We start from the raw sequence: 19414 nt of genomic DNA, 5'->3' as shown, positions 1-19414 counted from the left end.
CATACTATCCGGCCGGTCAGTGAAATACAAGGGCTACACTCGTGGCCTCGCGCAGATTGACATTAGCGTCCTGCGCTACCGTTGACGATCGGCACGCCGTGCAACTAGCTCTAGAACACCCATTCCCTGCTGGGATCCAGTAATCACGGTCTCTACAGAACCCGGGGCGCTTCAATACCTGCCCCGCGGCCACAAGAAACGGCGTAAACGCCATGGCCGCAAGGTCCATTCCTCGAAGATCCCCAACCGCGTCTCGATCCATCACCGGCCAGAAGAAATCAATGCCCGCACCACGTTCGGCCACTGGGAAGGCGACAGCGTGCTGGGGATCAAGGGTATCGGCGATGGCATCCACACCGAGGTCGAACGACACTCGAGGATGTTGGTCGCCACCAAGGTCGACACGCTGACCTCACAGGCAGGCGTGGACGCCCAGAAGCGGCTCTTCAGCCCGCTGCCGGCCCACGCCCGCCGTTCCACCACGATGGATAATGGTACCGAGATGCACCTGCACACCGAGCTGGTCACCGACTACGGGATAGCCACCTATTTCGCTGACCCGTACTCGTCATGGCAGCGGGGCACCAACGAGCACCACAATGGCCGGCTACGCCGCTACTACCCCAAGGGCACCGACTTCAGCCAGATCCCCGAAGACCAGCTCCAAGCCGCCATCACCGAGATCAACAACCAACCCCGAAAATGCCTGGAGTGGTTCACTCCCGCCGAAGTCTTCCAAGAGCACTTAGAATCAGAACCAACCGATCAGTGTTGCACTTCAAAACAGAGCTCGGGTGAGGGGTTCCAGGAATTGGTGTGGCCCCCAGGCACCGCCCAGGTCGACTTCGGCCAAGCTCAGGCGCTGATCGCGGGAGTGAAGATGCTACTGCATATCCTGGTGGTGAGCTTCCTGTATTCGAATATGCGCTACGTCCAGGCCTACCGAGGTGAAACCGCAGAGTGTGTCTGTCATGGGCTTCGGGCCATCTTTGAACACATCGGCACTGTTCCTCGGCAGCTGATCTTCGACAACGCTACCGGCATCGGCCGGCGTACTGGTAAGAAGGTCATCGAGTCGAAGCTCTTCGGTGCTTTCAAAGTCCACTATCGGTGCCAGGCCCGCTACTGCAACCCCTACTCCGGTCACGAGAAGGGCAACGTGGAAAACGCCGTGGGGTTCTTACGCCGCAACGTGATGGTCCCTGAACCCGAAGCCCAGAGCATTGAGGGGCTGAATCAGATACTACTGGCCCGATGCGCCCAGTTGGCTGAAGCCGAGCATTACCGTAAAGGTGTTCCGATCAGTGAGCTCTTCGCCGAAGATATAGTCGTGGGCCTGCAACTGCCCGGGATCGGCTGGGCTTTTCAATGAGGCACGGCCCCTGGTTACGCGGGGACTTGTTATGAGTCTCGCCGAACGATTCACGAGGGATATGAGTTATATCATTCTGGCAGCAGGTGGATGCTTAACAGCATCGACACACCACCTAGAAAGGAACAGGAAGCTGCCAGCAGTTGGGAGGATCCGATGCTGACTGAAGTCTTTGTTGCTACAGGGGTATGTATATTGTTGTCGGCTCTGATGCTTGCTTTAAGTACTAACTGGACAGTATCTCTCGGTCCGAACGCTGCCTTCGGTCTGAAGACTAGAGCTACAAAATCCTCTCAGGAGGCCTGGGAGGCGGGGCATCGAGCGGCCCGACCAGTTCTAGTAACTTCCGCCGTATCAGGGCTTGTTGCAACACTTTTTTGTGTTGGATTTCATTCGGCCAATGCCGAAGCCTCCCTAATCGCGGTGGTGGTTACGGCGCTTTTCCTGACCGCTTCGCTGGTAGCTTCAACATTCATCGCCAATAGAAGAGCGAAAGGTGTCATGATATGTGCTTCTCAAAGAGAGTAACAGCAACAGGAAAGTAGCGTCCTTTAATGTGGTGTACGGCTCCCCGGTGAGCGCGTCATTCATTACAGAGTGACGGTCACCGTGTGATCCTTCGAGTGAACCTACCAAAGCACTCTCGAAAGGACGTTTCACGATGACCGTCACCCCTTCTAGTATCGACCTTCGCGGCCTGTTGGAGGAACAGCTTTTGCAGGCAAGTCCTGACCTGATCCGGGACTTGTTGCAGATGTTCATCAACACCCTGCTCTCAGCCGAGGCTGACGCGGTCTGCGGCGCTGAATATGGGCAGAGCTCTGATGCCCGGCAGAACCGGCGCAACGGCTACCGGCACCGGGGCTTCGACACTCGGGCCGGCACTTTGGATGTGGCGGTACCCAAGCTGCGGCAGGGGACCTACTTCCCCGAGTGGCTGCTGGAACGACACAAACGTGCTGAGCGGGCACTGACCTCGGTGGTGGCCACCTGCTACTTGCTGGGGGGTCTCTACCCGCCGGATGGATAAGCTCGTCGGGTCCCTGGGGATCGAGAGCCTGTCGAAGTCCCAGGTCTGGCAGATGGCCTCTGAACTCGATGAGCAGGTCGAGGCCTTCCGCACCCGACCCTTAGACTCTGGGCCCTACACCTTCGTTGCCGCTGACGCGCTGGTGCTCACAGTCCGTGAGTCCGGCCGTGTGGTCCCGGTGCACGCGATGGTGGCTACCGGCATCAACCGCGATGGCCACCGCGAGATCCTCGGCATCCAGGTCAGCACCGCCGAGGACGGGGCCGGCTGGCTGTCCTTCTTCCGCGACCTGACCGCCCGGGGCCTTAGTGGAGTGAAGCTGGTGACCTCTGATGCCCACGCTGGGTTGAAGGCCGCGATCGCTGCGACCTTACCCGGTGCAGCCTGGCAGCGGTGCCGGACACACTATGCGGCCAACCTGATGGCCACTACCCCCAAGGCCTCCTGGCCCTGGGTGAAGACTCTGCTGCACAGCATCTATGACCAGCCCGATGCCCAGGAAGTACACGCCCAGTTCGACCGTGTCGTCGAGGCCCTGGACCATAAACACCCCAAGGTCGCCGACCACCTGGCCGGGGCCCGCGACGACATCCTGACCTTCACTAGCTTCCCCAAAGAGGCCTGGCGCAAGATCTGGTCAAATAATCCCAACGAGCGGCTGAACAAGGAGATCCGCCGCCGCACCGATGTGGTCGGGATCTTCCCTAACCGCGAGGCCATCATCCGCCTAGTCGGCGCCGTGCTGGCCGAGCAGCACGATGAATGGGCCGAAGGCCGCCGATACATGAACCTCGAGGTCCTCCAACACGCCCAACAGCTCGGCACCGACACCACCGAGGAGGTGCCACCACAGACCATCGAAGCCCTCGCCGCATAACCCAGAATTACACGCTTGAAGGATCACCCCTCATACACCACCGGGCTTGACCGTCATTTCCACCAGGTAAGAAGATCGCAGGCGTAAGGAATACGGGTCCGCTGTCATGTACTGGTTGGGTGCGAGCGGCTACGTTCGTAAAGAGCAATTCCTGCCGAGACTGAAACGTTCAGTGATTCAACTTCAGGCGACATAGGGATCGCGTACTTGTAATCTGCGATCGTGTTGAGTTTTTCAGATACACCATGCCGTTCGCTGCCCAGCACTATTGCCATCCGTTCCGCAATATCCCAGGCGGATTCGAGGCTATCGGTTGCGTGTGCGGTCAGTGTTCCCACGGAGATTCGTTCACGATGTATGTATCTAGCGAACTCGTCGACAGTCGTGAGCACGATCGGAAGAGCGAACACAAGCCCTCTACTGGCCCGGATGAGCCGTCGATCGAAGACATTCTGTAGGCCGCTGTCCAAAAGGATGAGTCCAGCAGTCCCGAAGCCCACAGATGTCCTCGTGATCGCACCGATATTGCCGACCAGGCGCACACCATCGAGCACGACGATGTCGCTCTCTGTCTCCGAAAGGTCGCTAAGTTTCGCAGGACGGGGAGCCTTCGCTAAGGCGAAAATGCGTGATTGCTTCTCGCCACCGAACAGGCCATCAGCAACGTCACGGGAAAGTGTGTGCGTTGGAAACTCTCCGTACTCGAATATTGTGTCGTTGATGGAGGCAGGCTGAGACCCCTCCGTCATGTACAGGCTGTCGAGCCGGACATTGTTTCGCACCGCTTGCTCGATGTTCTCAAGATCGTCGATAAGGATGATCTTCGGCTTGGAAGAGCGATTGCGCAGGACATCGCTAATCCGACGGGCAACCGGGTGATGCGAATCATCGATGATCGTGTGATCTTCGCCGGGCCGGTCGATGTTGTGGTGGAGCGGGGTTGTCTTGTGCATGCAGTCTACGGTTCGGCATGACGCGACGTGAGGGTCAACTGCTAGACCCTCGCACGAGGGCGGACCCTAGTGTCGCTGATATGGACAAGTCGCCCGAAAGGGTTCCGCCGATCAGGCAAGTGGCACGCGAGTTGCGCGTACCGGTGGCGCTTATGGCACGGCAGGCCGGCCTAGTGGATCGTCGGGAGGCACGGTAAGAACTCTTCTCATTGTGTCCCCGCCTGGCTTCATTCCCAGTTGGCCTGTGCCGGGTCAACGCCGTGAGCTGCGGCATTGGCGAAGATTACATCTCGCAACCACATGCTCATGTCAGGTTCCCACTGGTCGATATTTGCGGCAAACCGTTCGTCTTCAACATACAGGCGTCCCATGCAAGCGTGCATCGAGTGTGAACAGGCGAACAACTGAGAGATTGCGCCCCGGTGCGCTTCGGCAAGCTGGTTTGCCTCGACAGTTCCTGGCTCGACGCCTGCCCGTTTCGCTTCCACCAATTCACGTTTGACGGCTTCACTTTGGTCATGAATCCTGGCACGTTCACTCGCAGAAAGGTGTGCAGTGTTCTGCTCGAACTGAGTCCACTCGCGCGAGTCTCCCCAACGTTCGTATGCTTCCTCCGCCCACTCCGGCTGCCAGTCCTGTCCGAATATCTCTGCTTGCTCTCGCATCGAGAGTCGTGTACCCGCACCCCGTGCGGCTAGGAGGCGGTCAATGCCCGCCGCCATTTCAGAGAGCCGATCGATTCGATCTCCAATGATCTGCCTCTGTTGACGGAGCTGTTGATCCTCATCAACGGTGGGGTCATCTAGAATTTTCTGAATGCTCGCGAGACTGAGTCCGAGTTCTCGGTATACGAGCACACGATGAATCCGATCGATGTCATCGCTATCGTAAGCGCGGTAGCCGGAACGCGACCGATACTTAGGAGCCACCAGGCTGATGTCATCCCAGTGGTGGAGTGTCCTCACGCTCACTCCGACCAAGGCGGCGGCGTCGCCAACAGACAGGGTTTCAACATCATCAGGAGGCAAGGTCGTTGCACTCGAGTGAGTCACCCACGGCGTCATTGATTCCGGTGTGTGCATGCTCATCGGGCAGACCTCCTCATCTGCCTATTCTACCGCCTCGCACTGGATCCTTGCCAGCCCGGCTCAGCCAAGGCTCAACAGGACAGGCACTGCGGCCTGCTCAAGCATCGATAGCCTCATTACGCAACTCTCAGCGTTCACCTGGTGTGGGCTCCTTATGGCAGGTGCTCGTCTGCCCAGCTCAGTGCTGTGTGAAGTACGTCGAGCCCGTATTGCAGTGTTGCGCGCTGGTAGTGTGCGACCTCTTCAAGTCCCGCTGGAATTTCTGTGGCTGCGGTGTGCTTTTGCAGTTGCTCGAAGCGTTCCAGGTCAGCCCGGATGCGCTGACGGATGTGGGAGGCAATGGCAGGTCGTTCCTCAGTATCTAGGAGGCCGAGGAAGAATGCGCGTGGGAGTATCGCGGTCTCCAGGTCTGAGCCGGCGATATCGTCATGCATCCATCGGAGAAACTCTTCACGCCCCGCATCTGTGACGGCGTAGAGTTTCTTGCCACGTGACCCGTCAGAGGCCTCCACCGTGATGCGGTCGGCGGCAAGCAACTGTTCGAGGGCGCGTTTGATACTGCCGGTGCTGGCGCTGTAGAACAGCGAGACTCCGGATTCGAAGCTCTTCTTCAACTCGTACAGGCTCTGTGGCCACAGCATTAACAGCCCGAGGATCACGTGCGACATGCTCATAAGTCTAATCCTTTGACGGCGATCATTCTATGTAGTAGACATATCTGTTAGATATGAAAGGAGATTGCTCGTGACTCTTGACACCGCGATCCGCAAGAATGGCGAGCGGCTCACCGGTGCCATCAGCAGGCGCTTCCCGGTGCCGCCGACGGCACTGGTGGCCGGGCCTGAGCTGAATCTCACGGTCGGGAATCCGGATCAGCCGTTCTGGACAGCCAGTATCGACAAGGTCTTTATCGCCACACTGATCGCCCAGCTCTTCGACAAGGGGGCGTGTGCCCCCGATACGTCACTGGGCAAGCTGCTACCCCACGCGGAGTTCGAGTTCCTCCCGGCAGCATCGGGTGTGGTGAATGCCCGCGATGTGACGATCGAGCATCTGCTCTCGCACACCTCCGGGCTTCCCGACATCATCCTGCCTCCCCGTGGCCATCACACTGACTGCTCGATCCAGGCGATCGAAGCGCACCCCGGGCGCATCTGGAAAGTGTCCGAGCTGCTGGAGCAGGCAGCCGGTCTTCCTCCGGTCGGGCCACCAGGTTCGAAGTTCCTCTACAGCGATACTGCCTACCTGCTGCTGATCCGCATCATCGAGGAAGCCACCGGCAACAGTGTCGGTGAACAGCTCTCGTCGAACATCTTCGAGCCATGCGGAATGGCTACCGCAGCGGCGTGGGTCAATGCCGGCCCCGAGCAACTGAGGGCCCTGCTGCCCTCTCTTGCGCCGTTCTGGCTGCGCACGCCCGGTCTCGATATTCGCGAAGCGTTCGCTCCGAACCTCACCTGGTTCAACGGCATGGGCGGCCCGGCCAGCGCAATGGATCTGGTGCGGTTCCAACGCGCCTTTCACGGTGGTGATTTGTGTGACCGTCGCTGGATCGAGTTCTTCAGCACGCCGCGCAATCGGTTCACCGGAGGGGTGCACTACGGCGCAGGCATGGTCAGTCTGCGTTTCTCAGGGTTCTTCCCGCTGCTGCGCGGATACCCGCAACCGATCGGCGGGCTCGGTTACACCGCAACTCACATGTTCTACTACCAGCACCAACGCACACATCTGATACTGAACTTCCACTCCTACCGGAGAATGCCCGCCAGCTTCAATGCCCATATCCGACTGGCTCGGATGATCAGAGATTACGGTTGAAGAAGGAGGAAATCATGACTGCAGGCAGGTCAGGCGGCTCGTTGTCGCCAGCGATGTACTTCCCCGCGAGGTTGTGAACGCGTTCAGCTGGGGTGAGACCGCCGATGCCGGTGTGGGGTCGGTGATGATTGTAGTAGTGCAACCAGTCGGGGTAGGTTGCGGCGCGGGCTTGATCACTGTAATAGGTTTGGGCATAGGCCCATTCCTGGGCCAGGGTGCGGTTGAAGCGTTCGACTTTGCCATTGGTTTGGGGTCGGTAGGGTTTGGTGAAGCGATGCTTGACGGTGTCCCCAAGGTTGGCCTTGAACAGGCGTGAGCGGTAACAGGCGCCATGATCAGTCATCACGGCCTACACGGTGATCCCAGCATCGGCGAAGAATGCTTGGGCGCGTTGCCAGAACCCTGCGGCGGTCTCTTTGCGCTCATCGGACAGGATCTCAGAATAGGCCAGCCGCGAGTGATCATCCACGGCGTGGTGTAAGAACGCATAGCCGCGGCCCGTGTTGCCGTACCCGTTGTTTTTGCGGCCTGCGACCCCGAGTTTCCGATGGCCACCGCCGTCAGGGATTCGGCCCAGTTTCTTGATATCCACGTGCACGAGTTGCCCGGGAGCCGATTTTTCATAACGGATGGGGGCTGGTGTGCGCACCGGCAGCCCGGTGGTCTGATCCACGTGCGCTAACCAGGGCATCCGGTATCGGGCCAGCACCCGACCCACCGTGGAGCGGGCGATACCCAGGTGATAACTGATCCGATGCGGGCCCCACCGGCGGGTGAACCGCAACGCAATGATGCGCCGCTCCTTGCGAACAGACAACCGATGGGGTGACCGATGCGGCCGCGACAATCGATCCGTCAGCGGCTCCCCGGCCCGATAGCGAGCGGCCCACTTCGAGGCCGTGGCAGGTGAGACTTGCAAGCGCTCGGCCGCTCGACGAATCGTCCAGCCCTCCTCAACAATCAACACAGCAAGGCGACGACGGCCTTCAGCAGTCAACGGTGCATTAGGGTGGAACATGAAGACCTCCGGTTTTCAGATGCAGGTTGTGCTAACCCCATCTGTACCGGAGGTCTTCTTCCTACCGCGAGTGTTCACAACCTCCCGGGGAACTACAACTAGTCGTCCTGCGCCGGGCGAGGAGCAGATCCTGAAACCCCGGTGCCAACGTGTTCTGCCTAGTTGGAGCGGGTGTTGTTGCGATTGCTCTGGGAATCATTTTGACGATGGTGTTACGGCGTCGCAACGCATCCTAAAAGTCATCACTGACTGAGCTCACCACTTTGAGCTCACTGTGATTAGAGCGTCATGTCGCCCTCATCCCCGCAGGATCTGCCCAAAGGCGTGGCAGGCTTGGTGAAAGTTCTCATCACGACCTCCCCCGAGACCGACCAACACCATATTGGAGGACACATCGGCGTGTAAAGGCTTGCCTCTGTGGTCGGAAATGCTCCAGTACTCTGGGTCCACCACCGCCCCTAGGTGCGCGCGACGGAATTGTTCGGACAGCTCCAGAGAGGTAAGGGGCAGACCATCGTCCAGATAAACCATGGCGTTACTGCCACCATGTCGCTCGTCCATGGTGGCGGTAACAGGTAGTTCTGCCCCGAGGATCTCACGGCGTCGCATGGCTCGGTTTCGCTGGTGCGCCAGATCGCGAGAGTACTCTCCGCTATCGAGCAAAATCCGCCAGACGGTTTGAATACCGGACCCTAGAGCAGGACCAATATCTTGGCGGGCATGCCGAAGTTCTTCGGCCAGCCCACTTCCAGCCACCACGAAGCCTCCACCTAGCGCTTGTGGAGCTGTCGAGGAAAACGATCCCAAGGTCACCACCCGTTCAGAGTCCAAGGAACTCAACAGCGGTAGCGGTTCCCCGGTGTAGCGCAACGCAGCGTCGTAGTCGTCCTCGATGACCCAGGACCCGGTGGCACGAGCCCATTCCACCAGTTCGAGACGACGTTGTAGCGGGAGAGATGCCCCGGAGGGATATTGGTGACTTGGCGTGACGATCACCGCGTCGAGGTTGTCGGGCAGCCGGGAGGTGACCAGCCCCTGCTGGTCTACCTCCAGCCCGGTCAGTTCAGCTCCGAAACGCGCCGCCAGGTGGTGTAGGGAGGCATACCCCGGGAATTCCACGCCGAGACGGGGCCGGTCTTCCAGGGCAGCCAAAACCAAAAGGAGACCTTCTCGAGCCCCACCACTGATGAACAAACGGTCAGGATCGACAACGGTGGCTCGAGACAACCGCAGATATTCCGCGAGCGCATGGCGCAATCCCGGATCTCCGTGCACGCCGACCGGTGCAGCGTGCGCTGCTTGTCGCCAGGCTTGTATCCAACTACGCCGGTGCGACAGCTCGCTGAGGGTCACGCCGGGAGTCAGCGGCAAGATGTGATGGTGCGTCGGCTGTGAAGGCTGGGTCCCGGCACCAACCTGCCGGGCCGGCATCGGTGGCAAATCCGGATGCACCACCGTGCCGGCCCCTTGCCTGCTCGCGCAGTAGCCTTCCGCAACGAGTTGTTCATAGGCGCTCACGACGCTTCCACGAGAGATGTTCAGATCCCCAGCCAGCTGTCGGGTCGAGGGCAATTTATCGGAGGCGCGAAGCACCCCGGACAGGATGAGATCACGCAGTTGCCGGGTGAGCTGAACTGGGATGGATTCAGCGGTATCGGACGCGATCTGCAGGCTCGGGAAGGCTGTCATCACCACCCAGTCTAAGCGCCTTCCCGCAAACTGGTCCGAAGAATTGACACAAAACTGGACCTACGATTGGTCCGGTAACGGTCCTACAGTAAGGAATCATGACTGACATTAACACCACACAGCACCATGCTCAGACCTTTTCGTCCGCCACTGTCCGCCGAGGCCTGGCTGACCAGTTCATCGGTGGCGTCATCATGGACGTCGTCACCCCCGAACAGGCCACCATCGCCGCCAACGCAGGAGCCAGCTCCGTCATGGCCTTGGAACGCGTCCCGGCCGATATTCGCGCCGAAGGTGGCGTAGCCCGCATGTCGGATCCCGACTTGATTACCGGCATCATCGAAGCCGTCGGCATCCCGGTGATGGCCAAGGCGCGTATCGGTCACCAGGTTGAGGCTCAGGTTCTGGAGTATTTAGGAATCGACTTCATTGACGAGTCCGAGGTCCTCAGCCCCGCTGACTACTCCCACCACATTGATAAACACCAGTTCAAGACCCCGTTCGTCTGCGGTGCCACCAACCTGGGTGAAGCCCTTCGTCGAATCGCTGAGGGAGCAGCGATGATCCGTTCGAAGGGGGAAGCCGGCACCGGTGATGTTTCCGAAGCCACCAAACACATCCGCAAGATCAGTGGAGAAATTGCCCAGGTGGCCGCCCTGCCTGAGGTAGAACTCTACGCGGCAGCCAAGGACCTGCAGGCTCCGTTGAACCTGGTCCAAGAAGTCGCCGCCACCGGAAAATTGCCGGTTCCGCTGTTGGTCGCCGGCGGGGTCTCCACTCCTGCCGATGCTGCCTTCATGATGCAGCTCGGCGCTGACGGCGTCTTCGTCGGATCCGGGATCTTCAAGTCCGGCAACCCTGAGGCTCGCGCCCAAGCGATCGTCAAGGCCGTTCAGAACTACAACGACCCTTCTGTGATTGCTGAGGTCTCTCGCGGACTGGGTGAAGCCATGGTCGGCATTAACGTCGCCGACCTGCCGGCTCCGCACCGTTTAGCTGAACGTGGCTGGTAAAACCCCCCACCACCATTGCACCCTGGCACTGCTCGCATCGGACCGGAGTCGCTAACGGCTCTCCGGTCCGATGTGGCGTGTCAGGTCATCTCACCCGGATCATCCCTGGTGGTGGTGTGGGTGTTCTATGGTGGAAGAACTGGTACCTGGTCAGAGTGAAACAACAACGAGGTGGTTTCACTCACTGAGCACGAGAGGTTGAAGTCTTTCATGGCTGAATCAGCTACATCAACAGCCCGTTCCATGGATGTCGCCGTTTTTGGGGCCGGTCTTATTGGCCTGTGCACCGCCTTTGAGCTCACCCGCGCGGGACATAAGGTCACACTTTTTGATCACGAGACGTTGGGCTCCGGCGCAGCCCGCGGTAACGCCGGTGAAGTCACGCCCCTGCAGGTGTTGCCCATGCCCGAGCCGAAGCAGTTAAAGGAGATCTTCCGGGGCGTGGCATCCAATAGGCACTATTTGTCGATTGACCCCACCGCTCTGCCGTGGTTGTCTGCTTTCGGTCTGGGCTTCATGTCCAACTGCACTCCGGCAGCAGTCCGACGGAACACCCGGGACTTGGACCAGCTGGTCAACGGCATGATCGCCGCGTTCGATTCTATGGCCACAGACGGTATCGACTTAGGCGGTGGTGGCACCGGCTTCCTCAACACCCACAACTCCGTCGACGCACTGCGTGATGCCCGGGATGCCCAGGCGGCACGGGCCCGCCATTTGGGCACGCCCGAGCCAGGCCCGATCATGCTCGATGACGAACTTCACGACTACGAGCCCTTCCTGAAAACCTCGGTGCGTGCCGGATTCGTGGCCGAAACAGAACGGTTCTTGGACCCGGATATCTTTGTCGACTCGTTGATCAACTGGTTGCGCAAGTCGTCGGTCACCATCCACGAACACGCCACCTTGACCACTATCTCGGACGGTACTGCCACCGTATCCTTCGGAGGTGATTCGGCAGGGTCTTCGTCTCAGCGGGAAGAAACCGTGGAGTTCGACCGTGCTGTGGTGGCCATCGGCGCCTGGTCTTCGCTCACCGAGATCCCCGGATTGGACGTCATGAAGTCCGCTCATGTGACCTCCGGTGTGGGCTACTCCTTCCGGGTCGACCCCGAGATCCTGCCGAAGAACCTCGTGTCTTCCCTGGACTACAAAACCATCGGTGTTCCCATGTCTGGCCACCTGCGCGTGGTGGGCTTGATGGATTTCTCCCGCAACACCGTTGAGCTCAAGAACTCGCGGATGAAGCACCTGCACCGAGAGGCCGCCGCCTTCATGCAAGGGGTGGGCAACCTGCCCCGCACCGAAGAGTGGTCCGGGCCTCGTCCGATGACACCGACCGGTCTGCCAATCATCTCAGCTCTGCCGGATGCCCCGCGCGTCATTGTGGCTACCGGCCACAATATGCACGGGTTGTCCCTCGGCCCGGTGACCGGTGAGGTCGTGTCTCAGATCATTGCCGGCCAAGCCCCTGAGGTCGCCGGCAAGACCCTGAATATGCGCCCCTTCGCGCTCTAAACACCTCCCTCGGCCCAGGCCGAACGCCCTCCCGCTCCGTAGATGTAGCAAACGCTGGTCTAAACTAAGGTCAGCGCACCACGCGCTGGAACAGTTGACAACGACACGATACACGAGCGGGAGGGCGATTTTTTCGTGGCCGAGGTGATCTCTGGGTTCACCGTCATTTGGGTGATTATCCTCGTCGGCTACCTGGTAGGGAAAACCAGGGTGCTCGGCCCCCAAGCCCAGCAGGTGCTGTCTCGCACCGCTTTCTTCGTCGCCAACCCCGCGTTGCTATTCAAAACCCTGTCGGAATCCGATATCTCGGTGATTCTCGGCCCCCAACTGTGGGTCGCCGCCATTTCGGCATTCACCGTCCTGGTGGTCTACCTGGTGATCTCCCGCTTCGTGATTCCCGCCGGCACCTGGTCAGAACGCTTCATTGGGGGCATGTCATCCTCCATGGTCAATTCCGCCAACCTCGGCATCCCGATCTCGGCCTACGTGCTGGGCAACCCCGCCTGGTCTGCTCCGGTGATCCTGTTCCAGCTCGCCATCTACACCCCCATCTACGTGCTGGTACTGGACACACTCACTGACCGCGAACAGCGTACCGATCGGTCCTCCACAGCCCCACGCAAGGTACGCCCCACCGGATTTCTCACCGTCATGGCACGGATGCTCGTCAGCATCGTGAAAAACCCGATGATTATTGGTTCGGGCCTGGGTATCATCTCCGCTCTCACTGACATCCACTTCCCCGGCCCGATCGATGAATCCATCACGCTAATCGCCGGGGCCTCCATCCCAGCCATGCTGCTCGCCTTTGGCCTGTCCTTGGTGGGTTCCAAACCCCTCGAGAAAGATAGCCGTCGTCGCAGTGCCGTGTTGATCGGCTCTGCGCTGAAACTGGTGCTCCACCCGGCTTTGGCCTGGGTACTGGCCCAATTTGTCTTTGGCATGGATCCCGTCCACGTCTTCACCGCCGTGGTCCTAGCCTCCTTACCGACCGCCCAGAATGTTTTTGTCGCCGCCAGCCGGTACAACACCGGTATCGTGGTCTCCAGAGACACCGTTTTCATCACCACCATCGCAGCCATCCCGGCCACGATCCTGATTGCGGTGCTACTGGCCTAGTCCTGAACGAGCTTCCGGCCATTACAGCCAGAGACCACAACACCGGCACCTCTACACCTGTCACTTCCTGGAAAGACCATCACTCGTGAGCTCGCACTCCACCGCACCCACACCGTCTAGCCCTCACGCAGGCTACCGTCCTCATTCGAAGCCCTCCCGAGCCGGATGGTGGTGGTTAGCGGCTGCCGGAGCAGTGCTGGTCGCCGGGGCGGTAGCCGTTGTGGCGCTCAACGCCACCGTGTTCTCGGCAGCCCAACCCGTCAAGCAGTACCTGAAGGCGCTCGCCAATGGGGACGGGGCCACGGCAATGGAACTCTCACAGGCGTATCTCACCGATGAAGACGGGGAACCTGTTGATTCCGGAGATAATCCACGAGGTGTTTCCACCGCCCTGTTAGACGGCCAGCCCCTCATCGATACCCAAGCCGGTTTGGGTGAGCCCACCATCGAGGTGGATTCCGACGCCGAGATACCAGCCGAGTTTCGACGCGATGACCTCCACCAAACCGTGGTGCGGCTCAGCTACGACCAGCAACAGGACCCGACTCTTTTCGTCGTGGACCGCCACGGTCGTGACTGGCTGGTTTTTGACCGCTGGCAGACGCACCCGTTGCCCTTGCACGAGGTGCACGTGGCCAGTGACGGGTTCCCCGCTGGTTCCCGGATCGACCACCCCACCGGAACCATCAACTCCGCGGAGGTTCCGCTACTCGGTGAGGCCAGCGAACAGCACCTCTCCACCCCGGTCGCCACCTTCGTTCCGGCTCAGCTGACCGTGGACTATCACGGTACCTATGTGGCCGCTGACCAATCGGTCACCCACACTCTCACCGACAATACCCCGCCGTCTGCCGATCAGACTCAGACACTGGAACTAGATCTGGAACTCACCGAACAGGTCACCGAGAAAGTTCAAGAAGAAGTCTCTCAGGAACTTACCCACTGCACCGACCAACAGGTGCTCCAACCGAGCGGGTGCCCGTTCGGTTACAGCACGGTCAACCGGGTGGATCCGGACAGCATCGAGTGGTCTCTGCTGGAGAGCCCGGAGGTGATGTACACCGACGAACCGGGCTCACCCGGCATCGAGCGCATTGAAGCCATCGCCCAGCTGGAAGTGGATGAAACCGATGTGGGCACCGGCGAGCAGTCCCGGACCGAGTACCAGCAACCGTTCATGCTCGAGGCTAACCTCCGACTCACCCCCGAGCACATCGAGGTGACCCCGCACTGGCAATAACCTGGCTGACAGGTCAGCCTGTCGGTTTAGTTCGCTCCGCGGTTGCCGATGGTCTGGGCCCAGCGTTTGATGGCATCCCAGTCACGAAAGTCCCCGTATTCGGATTCGTCCACGTGTCGTTTTTCGGCCCCAGACAGCACCGAGGGGTCAATTTTGCCACGGAAGTAGCCGAGTTCGCGGGGCCGGTAGCTGGTGAGCACATCAGAGACGTCCTGGGGCAATTGCTCAGCGATGCCGACCGCGGCCACGAACAGCGACTTACGGGCCAGCTCGGCCTGATTGGCCAGGATCACACGGCTGGCAACCTCGGAGAACTTACCCTGGTAAATCGGGGCCAACACCACCAGCGCGTCGATGTTGTCAATGTTGTTGCCAACCTCGTCCAGCTCTGCGAAGACCGCGGCCGAGCCGTTGGTGGTACGCAACACTTCCACAATGTAGTCCGCTATCTCGCGAGTGGAGTGATGCCTGGAATCGCAGGTGACGATGGTGGCCATAGTGGGATACCTCCGGAGGGGATCAGGACTGTCGCTGACAGTCTAGTGAAATACGGGCAATTCGTGCAGGTTTGGTCAGTGCTGAGCAGGCAGGTCAGTGAATCCCGCGCAGGTCCAAATCCAGGCGACGGTGCACCGGTGTTGCGTCATTCTGCCCGGCTTTCTCAGTGCTCGCGACCTCAACGGGGATTCCCCAGTCCTGCTGGTAGAGATGACAGGCGGCCGCATCGGGGATCGGTTCGCCGGGCTGGCCATCACAGGCCGCAGCTCGGGCGGTAATGTGTAGCACCCCGGAGGTGATGTCCGGGTTGATCTGCACTTGTCGCCGTAGCCCGGTCTGGGAGCCGGCGCCCTCCACGAGCAACTCCTCCGGGGAGGAGGAGATCGTCAGCTGGGTGGGATCCCCCCACCGGTCATCGAGTTTCTGCCCGGCCGGGGCGGTGAAGCCCACGGTCAGCTCCAGCTCGCCGGCGGCAATCCGGGTGGTGGGTCGCTGGGTCGTCATCGCCCCCTCATCGACGCTGAGGTATTGTTCGGGCACGGCGATCCGGACCAGCTGGTGGGCGTTGGTCTCGACCACCACAATCGACACCGCCTGCCCCTGATCGTTATATTCCACGAGCACATCGGAGGGCTCGTGGAGATTGCGAGCCACCGTGGCGACCGTGGCCTCGGCGGTGGTTCCATCCGGGTTGGTGTGCTCCGGGGCGTAACGACGCACCGCGTGGTTGTAGGTATCGGCGATCAACACCGAGCCATCCGGTAGTCCGGCCACACCCAATGGGTGCTGTAGTCGAGCCTGACCAGGCGCACCGTCCCGGTACCCGAAGTCAAACAGGCCAAGACCGATGGGGCTAGACACGCTGATCTGGTCAGGGTCGCTGACGTGGAGTTCACGCAACGCCGAGGACTCTGAGTCGGCCACCCACACGGTGCCGGCTCGGCCGGTAGCCAGCCCGGAGGACTGGGCAAACCAAGCGGTACCGGCCGGACCATCGGTCAGACCCTCCAAACCGGTTCCGGCAAACAACCCCAGCACCGCCGTATCGGGGTCGAAGGAGAAGATCTGGTGGGTTCCCGCCATGGCGATCAGCACGGTGTTGAGCTCGTCCACCCACAGCACATCCCACGGCGAGGACAGTGAGGTCTCCGTAGCGTCGGTACTCAGCGCGCCCAGCTGGACGTGGTCGCTGGGCTGTTTGGCGCGTTCGGAGTCGATCAGACGCTGGATGCCGTTACCGGCCAGAGTGCCGACCTCGCCGGTGGTCAGATTCAGACTCCGCAATCGGTGGTTGACGGTATCAGCGACCACCACGTCATACCCCACCCGGGCGGCAAGTTCTGCTGGCAACAACGTGGTGCCACCGGGTTCACTGAACAGAGCGGTGGCCGCATCACCATCGGCGTCCCCGCGCTGGCCCATCAGGTCTCGGTCAGTGGCGTTCAATGGCAGGGGGTCACCGCTCCCGTTTCCACCGTAGACGGCCAGCACGGTGGTCAAATCCCCGGCGAGTTCGACCAGGCGGTGGTGTCCGGAGTCGGAGACCAGAAAAGAGCCCGGTTGGGACCCACGGGTCCCCAGCGCGGTCGCCTTGCCCGGGAACCGGAGCTGACGTGCGGCGGGGGCTGGTGCAACGAATGGACCGTCACCGCGGTGCAGGGTGCCTTTGGCGTCATGGATATCGACGAGTTCTTCCACCAGTGAAAAGAGTCCGTTCACTTGGCCTTCACCGGATAAGTGGCCGACAATATAGCCTTCGGGATCTACCACCACCAGGGTCGGCCAGGCGCGGGCCGAATAGGCTTGCCAGGTGTGTAGCGCCGGGTCGTTGACCACCGGATGGTTAATCTCGTAGCGCTCAATAGCCGCTGCCACCGCGGAGGTCTCCCCTTCGTAATCGAATTTCGGGGAGTGCACCCCGACGGTGACCAGCACGTCGGAGAATTTCTCTTCCAGGGGTCGGAGCTCGTCTAAGACGTGCAAGCAGTTGATACAACAGAAACTCCAGAAATCCAGCAACACAATCTTGCCACGCAGGCTGGCCACATCCAACGGTTCCCCACCGGTATTGAACCACGTTTCACCCATCAGCTCGGAGGCGCGAATGCGCGGGGCCGGAGCTGGTGTAGAACCTGATGCAGAAGCTGAGGTCTCGGGGTGGTCTGGTGTCTGTGAGAAAGAATCTGCCATAGATCTATTCTCCCTGATGACGGAGACGTTCAGCTCGGAGCATTTCACGCTTCGTTATCTCACATAGTGATCACCGGGTGGCGTGTTACTCAAGGCGGTGGCGGGGCCTGGCTACACTTGGGTCGTGACCCAGATAACCTCCGAGTCGAAGGAGTACCCATCCATGTCCGAGAAAGCACCGATGGTCCATTGGGACGGTGAGCTCAACAGTGAGGGCCTGGCGCTGATGCGGGCCGGCGGGAAGGCCATCGTCTCCCCCACCAAAGTTGGTTATATTGTGATGACCTCGGATCTTGGAGGGCTCGAGCGCAAATTCGACCTCAAACAGCGCAAGCGCAATAAGCCGGCCGTGGTGCTGTGCGGTTCGGTCGACCAGATCACGGAATTGGCCGAGCTCAACGACGAGGTGGAGGCCTTCTACCGCACGCACGAAGAACAAGATGTCCTGATGGGCTGCATTCTGCCCTGGAAGCACGAGGCCAAGCGTTATATTCCCGCCGGTGCTGAAGAGCTGGTCATCGACGGTCGTGGCACCTCGTGTTTTGTGATGGCCTTTGGCAAGCCCGGTGAGCAGATTGCCCGGGCCCGGTGGGAAGAAGACGGCGAGCTAGTCTTCGCGTCCTCGGCGAATCCTTCCGGCCAGGGTAACCGTGGCTTGGTGTCGGGGATCGGCGAACGCATCGAACAGGGTGTGGATCTGATCATTGAGGCCGATGATTACGTGGCCTCCATCCAGCCCGATGCCACCGTGGAGACCCGGTGGGAGCAGGGCGTGATGGTGTCCTTCGTCGATGATCAGGGAACCCTGGTGCCCGAGCAGAAGGGCGAGCGCGATGTCACTCCGGCTCCGATGCTCATTCGCAAAGGTGTCTACCTGGACCAGATTTTGCGTAACCTGTCGGATCATTTCCTGTCTTGGGACTTCCGCCAGGGCCATTACTACTAAAGCCGAGACTGGCATACTGAGTAGAAGCTGAGCTTCACGTCATAATTCGCTCACATTCTGCTCGGTCGCTAAGCTATCGGTGACTCATCATTCACAGCACGACGTTGGGCCGTCCGGATATTCCGGGCGGCCTGATGTATGTCTGGAAGGATTTCTAGGAGTTGACCTCACCGTCGATCCCCGACAGGGTCGCCTCCAGGATCTCATCGGCCATGGTGTGGAACTCCTCGGAGGACACCTCGCTGTCACCGGCGAAAGAGACCATCGCCGCGTACCCATCGTGTTCGGTGGTCAGCACCAGGGCAGTGACTGCTTCACCGTGTTGTTGGGTTGCTGATCCCCGGGGAACGCGGGACCACAGCAGCCCGCTGCCCTGGTCTGGCTCCACGGCTTCAGAGCGCATCGTATAGGTCAGGGTGGTCTCCCCGGAGGGGATGTCCAAGTCAACCTCGGAGCAGTCCCCGGTGAGCTCCTCGACGGTGGCCTGGTAGGCGTCCAGTTGCTCCTGGGCCTGCGCGCCACCGCCCCGCTCGGCGTCTAGACCGGCGATTTCGATGGTCCCGGCCCCGTTGAAGGTCTCGGTCCCAAAATCCAGGCGGGTGATCTGTTCGGAGTCCGCCAGCAGTGGCGACCAGTCCATCTTCGCGACGGCTTGTTGACACGAGCTGGGACTGACTTGGGTGGCTTCGGCTTGATCTTGTCTCTCGTTGGCTTCGTCGCGGGCGGTGGAGATTTCGTCGTCGGTGGCCACGATTTGACGGTCGAAGCCGAAGGAGGCCGCACGTTGGGCCCCGGCACCGACCCCGTGCTGATCCGGGCGGGCCTGTGGATCCAGTAGCGCTTCCACACCCCTGTGAGCGTCGGTGGCTACTTCGGTTCCCGACGGGTCGGGGTCAGCTGGTTCTGAAGAGCACCCGGTAACGACCATCAGCCCGGCCAGACTAACACCCAGTAGCGTGGGAGCATTGGCATGAGCAATTGGTGTGGTGGCCATCTGGTGATCCCCTTCTCGTGGTCTGGTGAATGGTTTATCGGGCGTACGTGC

General features: G+C 60.3%; 14 protein-coding genes and 4 pseudogenes. 10 read left to right on the top strand and 8 right to left on the bottom strand.

The features are described from left to right. Positions 1–121: 121 nt before the first annotated feature. The 4 genes and pseudogenes from DCC27_RS12605 to DCC27_RS11570 all read left to right on the top strand — a co-directional run. Positions 122–691: pseudogene (locus DCC27_RS12605) on the top strand (IS30 family transposase); the annotation flags it as partial. 90 nt (positions 692–781) lie between these two features. Continuing rightward, positions 782–1360, top strand: a pseudogene (istA, locus tag DCC27_RS12600) (IS21 family transposase); the annotation flags it as partial. A 168-nt stretch (positions 1361–1528) separates the two neighbouring features. Next, positions 1529–1900 carry an SdpI family protein gene (locus DCC27_RS11575; protein ID WP_168186125.1) on the top strand — a complete coding sequence of 124 codons (372 nt, stop codon included), beginning with the start codon at positions 1529–1531 and terminating at the stop codon, positions 1898–1900. A 133-nt stretch (positions 1901–2033) separates the two neighbouring features. Next, a pseudogene (locus DCC27_RS11570) lies at positions 2034–3279 on the top strand (IS256 family transposase). A 104-nt stretch (positions 3280–3383) separates the two neighbouring features. Here DCC27_RS11570 and DCC27_RS11565 read toward each other — a convergent pair. From DCC27_RS11565 to DCC27_RS11555, 3 genes are all read right to left on the bottom strand, one after another. After that, positions 3384–4232, bottom strand: coding sequence for a TrmH family RNA methyltransferase (locus DCC27_RS11565; protein WP_110110917.1), 849 nt, complete (start codon positions 4230–4232; stop codon positions 3384–3386). 227 nt (positions 4233–4459) lie between these two features. Continuing rightward, positions 4460–5320: a MerR family transcriptional regulator gene (locus tag DCC27_RS11560; RefSeq protein ID WP_246840099.1), complete on the bottom strand. Its 861-nt coding sequence runs from the start codon at positions 5318–5320 to the stop codon at positions 4460–4462. A 152-nt stretch (positions 5321–5472) separates the two neighbouring features. Next, positions 5473–5994: a helix-turn-helix transcriptional regulator gene (locus DCC27_RS11555; RefSeq protein ID WP_110110625.1), complete on the bottom strand. Its 522-nt coding sequence runs from the start codon at positions 5992–5994 to the stop codon at positions 5473–5475. Positions 5995–6064: 70 nt separating this feature from the next. Here DCC27_RS11555 and DCC27_RS11550 point away from each other — a divergent pair, with 70 nt between their 5' ends. Next, complete coding sequence (locus DCC27_RS11550; RefSeq protein WP_168186124.1) at positions 6065–7138, top strand: serine hydrolase; 1074 nt, start codon at positions 6065–6067, stop codon at positions 7136–7138. A 55-nt stretch (positions 7139–7193) separates the two neighbouring features. Here DCC27_RS11550 and DCC27_RS11545 read toward each other — a convergent pair. Together DCC27_RS11545 and DCC27_RS11540 are read right to left on the bottom strand one after the other, a co-directional pair. After that, positions 7194–8156: pseudogene (locus DCC27_RS11545) on the bottom strand (IS481 family transposase); the annotation flags it as partial. 297 nt (positions 8157–8453) lie between these two features. Next, a complete protein-coding gene (locus tag DCC27_RS11540; RefSeq protein WP_148707541.1) occupies positions 8454–9845 on the bottom strand; it encodes a PLP-dependent aminotransferase family protein in 1392 nt (463 codons plus the stop codon). Positions 9846–9943: 98 nt separating this feature from the next. Here DCC27_RS11540 and pdxS point away from each other — a divergent pair, with 98 nt between their 5' ends. The 4 genes from pdxS to DCC27_RS11520 all read left to right on the top strand — a co-directional run bounded on the left by pdxS (position 9944) and on the right by DCC27_RS11520 (position 14735). After that, the gene (pdxS, locus tag DCC27_RS11535) at positions 9944–10858 is read left to right on the top strand and encodes a pyridoxal 5'-phosphate synthase lyase subunit PdxS (protein WP_110100726.1); all 915 of its coding nucleotides are present in this window, start codon (positions 9944–9946) and stop codon (positions 10856–10858) included. A 210-nt stretch (positions 10859–11068) separates the two neighbouring features. Beyond that, positions 11069–12376 (top strand): FAD-binding oxidoreductase, encoded by a 1308-nt coding sequence (locus DCC27_RS11530; protein ID WP_110100727.1) that lies wholly within the window; start codon positions 11069–11071, stop codon positions 12374–12376. Between the two features lie 135 nt (positions 12377–12511). Further along, the gene (locus DCC27_RS11525; protein ID WP_110098061.1) at positions 12512–13495 is read left to right on the top strand and encodes an AEC family transporter; all 984 of its coding nucleotides are present in this window, start codon (positions 12512–12514) and stop codon (positions 13493–13495) included. Between the two features lie 85 nt (positions 13496–13580). Next, a complete protein-coding gene (locus tag DCC27_RS11520; RefSeq protein WP_148707540.1) occupies positions 13581–14735 on the top strand; it encodes a hypothetical protein in 1155 nt (384 codons plus the stop codon). A gap of 26 nt (positions 14736–14761) precedes the next feature. Here the strand turns inward: DCC27_RS11520 and DCC27_RS11515 are convergent, their stop codons facing one another. Then, positions 14762–15232, bottom strand: a complete 471-nt coding sequence (locus DCC27_RS11515) for a flavodoxin domain-containing protein (protein ID WP_110098063.1) — start codon at positions 15230–15232, stop codon at positions 14762–14764. Between the two features lie 94 nt (positions 15233–15326). Further along, complete coding sequence (locus tag DCC27_RS11510; protein ID WP_110100730.1) at positions 15327–17423, bottom strand: NHL domain-containing thioredoxin family protein; 2097 nt, start codon at positions 17421–17423, stop codon at positions 15327–15329. 163 nt (positions 17424–17586) lie between these two features. Here DCC27_RS11510 and DCC27_RS11505 point away from each other — a divergent pair, with 163 nt between their 5' ends. After that, positions 17587–18369 carry an L-threonylcarbamoyladenylate synthase gene (locus DCC27_RS11505; RefSeq protein ID WP_110098065.1) on the top strand — a complete coding sequence of 261 codons (783 nt, stop codon included), beginning with the start codon at positions 17587–17589 and terminating at the stop codon, positions 18367–18369. A 154-nt stretch (positions 18370–18523) separates the two neighbouring features. Here DCC27_RS11505 and DCC27_RS11500 read toward each other — a convergent pair whose 3' ends face one another. Continuing rightward, positions 18524–19363, bottom strand: a complete 840-nt coding sequence (locus DCC27_RS11500) for a hypothetical protein (protein ID WP_110110621.1) — start codon at positions 19361–19363, stop codon at positions 18524–18526. Positions 19364–19414: the final 51 nt, after the last annotated feature.

It is taken from the genome of Auritidibacter sp. NML130574 (assembly GCF_003185725.2).
In the GTDB taxonomy this organism is placed as follows: Bacteria; Actinomycetota; Actinomycetes; order Actinomycetales; family Micrococcaceae; genus Auritidibacter; species Auritidibacter ignavus.
Note: the sequence above shows the minus strand (reverse complement) of the source record. Positions and strands in the feature narration are given on the sequence as shown.

What these genes read in the sequence shown, in the direction of transcription:
- DCC27_RS11575 (WP_168186125.1), top strand. Translation starts at nt 1,529, where the DNA reads ATGCTGACTGAAGTCTTTGTTGCTACAGGGGTATGTATATTGTTGTCG.
- DCC27_RS11565 (WP_110110917.1), bottom strand. Translation starts at nt 4,232, where the DNA reads ATGCACAAGACAACCCCGCTCCACCACAACATCGACCGGCCCGGCGAA.
- DCC27_RS11560 (WP_246840099.1), bottom strand. Translation starts at nt 5,320, where the DNA reads ATGAGCATGCACACACCGGAATCAATGACGCCGTGGGTGACTCACTCG.
- DCC27_RS11555 (WP_110110625.1), bottom strand. Translation starts at nt 5,994, where the DNA reads ATGAGCATGTCGCACGTGATCCTCGGGCTGTTAATGCTGTGGCCACAG.
- DCC27_RS11540 (WP_148707541.1), bottom strand. Translation starts at nt 9,845, where the DNA reads ATGACAGCCTTCCCGAGCCTGCAGATCGCGTCCGATACCGCTGAATCC.
- pdxS (WP_110100726.1), top strand. Translation starts at nt 9,944, where the DNA reads ATGACTGACATTAACACCACACAGCACCATGCTCAGACCTTTTCGTCC.
- DCC27_RS11530 (WP_110100727.1), top strand. Translation starts at nt 11,069, where the DNA reads ATGGCTGAATCAGCTACATCAACAGCCCGTTCCATGGATGTCGCCGTT.
- DCC27_RS11515 (WP_110098063.1), bottom strand. Translation starts at nt 15,232, where the DNA reads ATGGCCACCATCGTCACCTGCGATTCCAGGCATCACTCCACTCGCGAG.
- DCC27_RS11510 (WP_110100730.1), bottom strand. Translation starts at nt 17,423, where the DNA reads ATGGCAGATTCTTTCTCACAGACACCAGACCACCCCGAGACCTCAGCT.
- DCC27_RS11505 (WP_110098065.1), top strand. Translation starts at nt 17,587, where the DNA reads ATGTCCGAGAAAGCACCGATGGTCCATTGGGACGGTGAGCTCAACAGT.
- DCC27_RS11500 (WP_110110621.1), bottom strand. Translation starts at nt 19,363, where the DNA reads ATGGCCACCACACCAATTGCTCATGCCAATGCTCCCACGCTACTGGGT.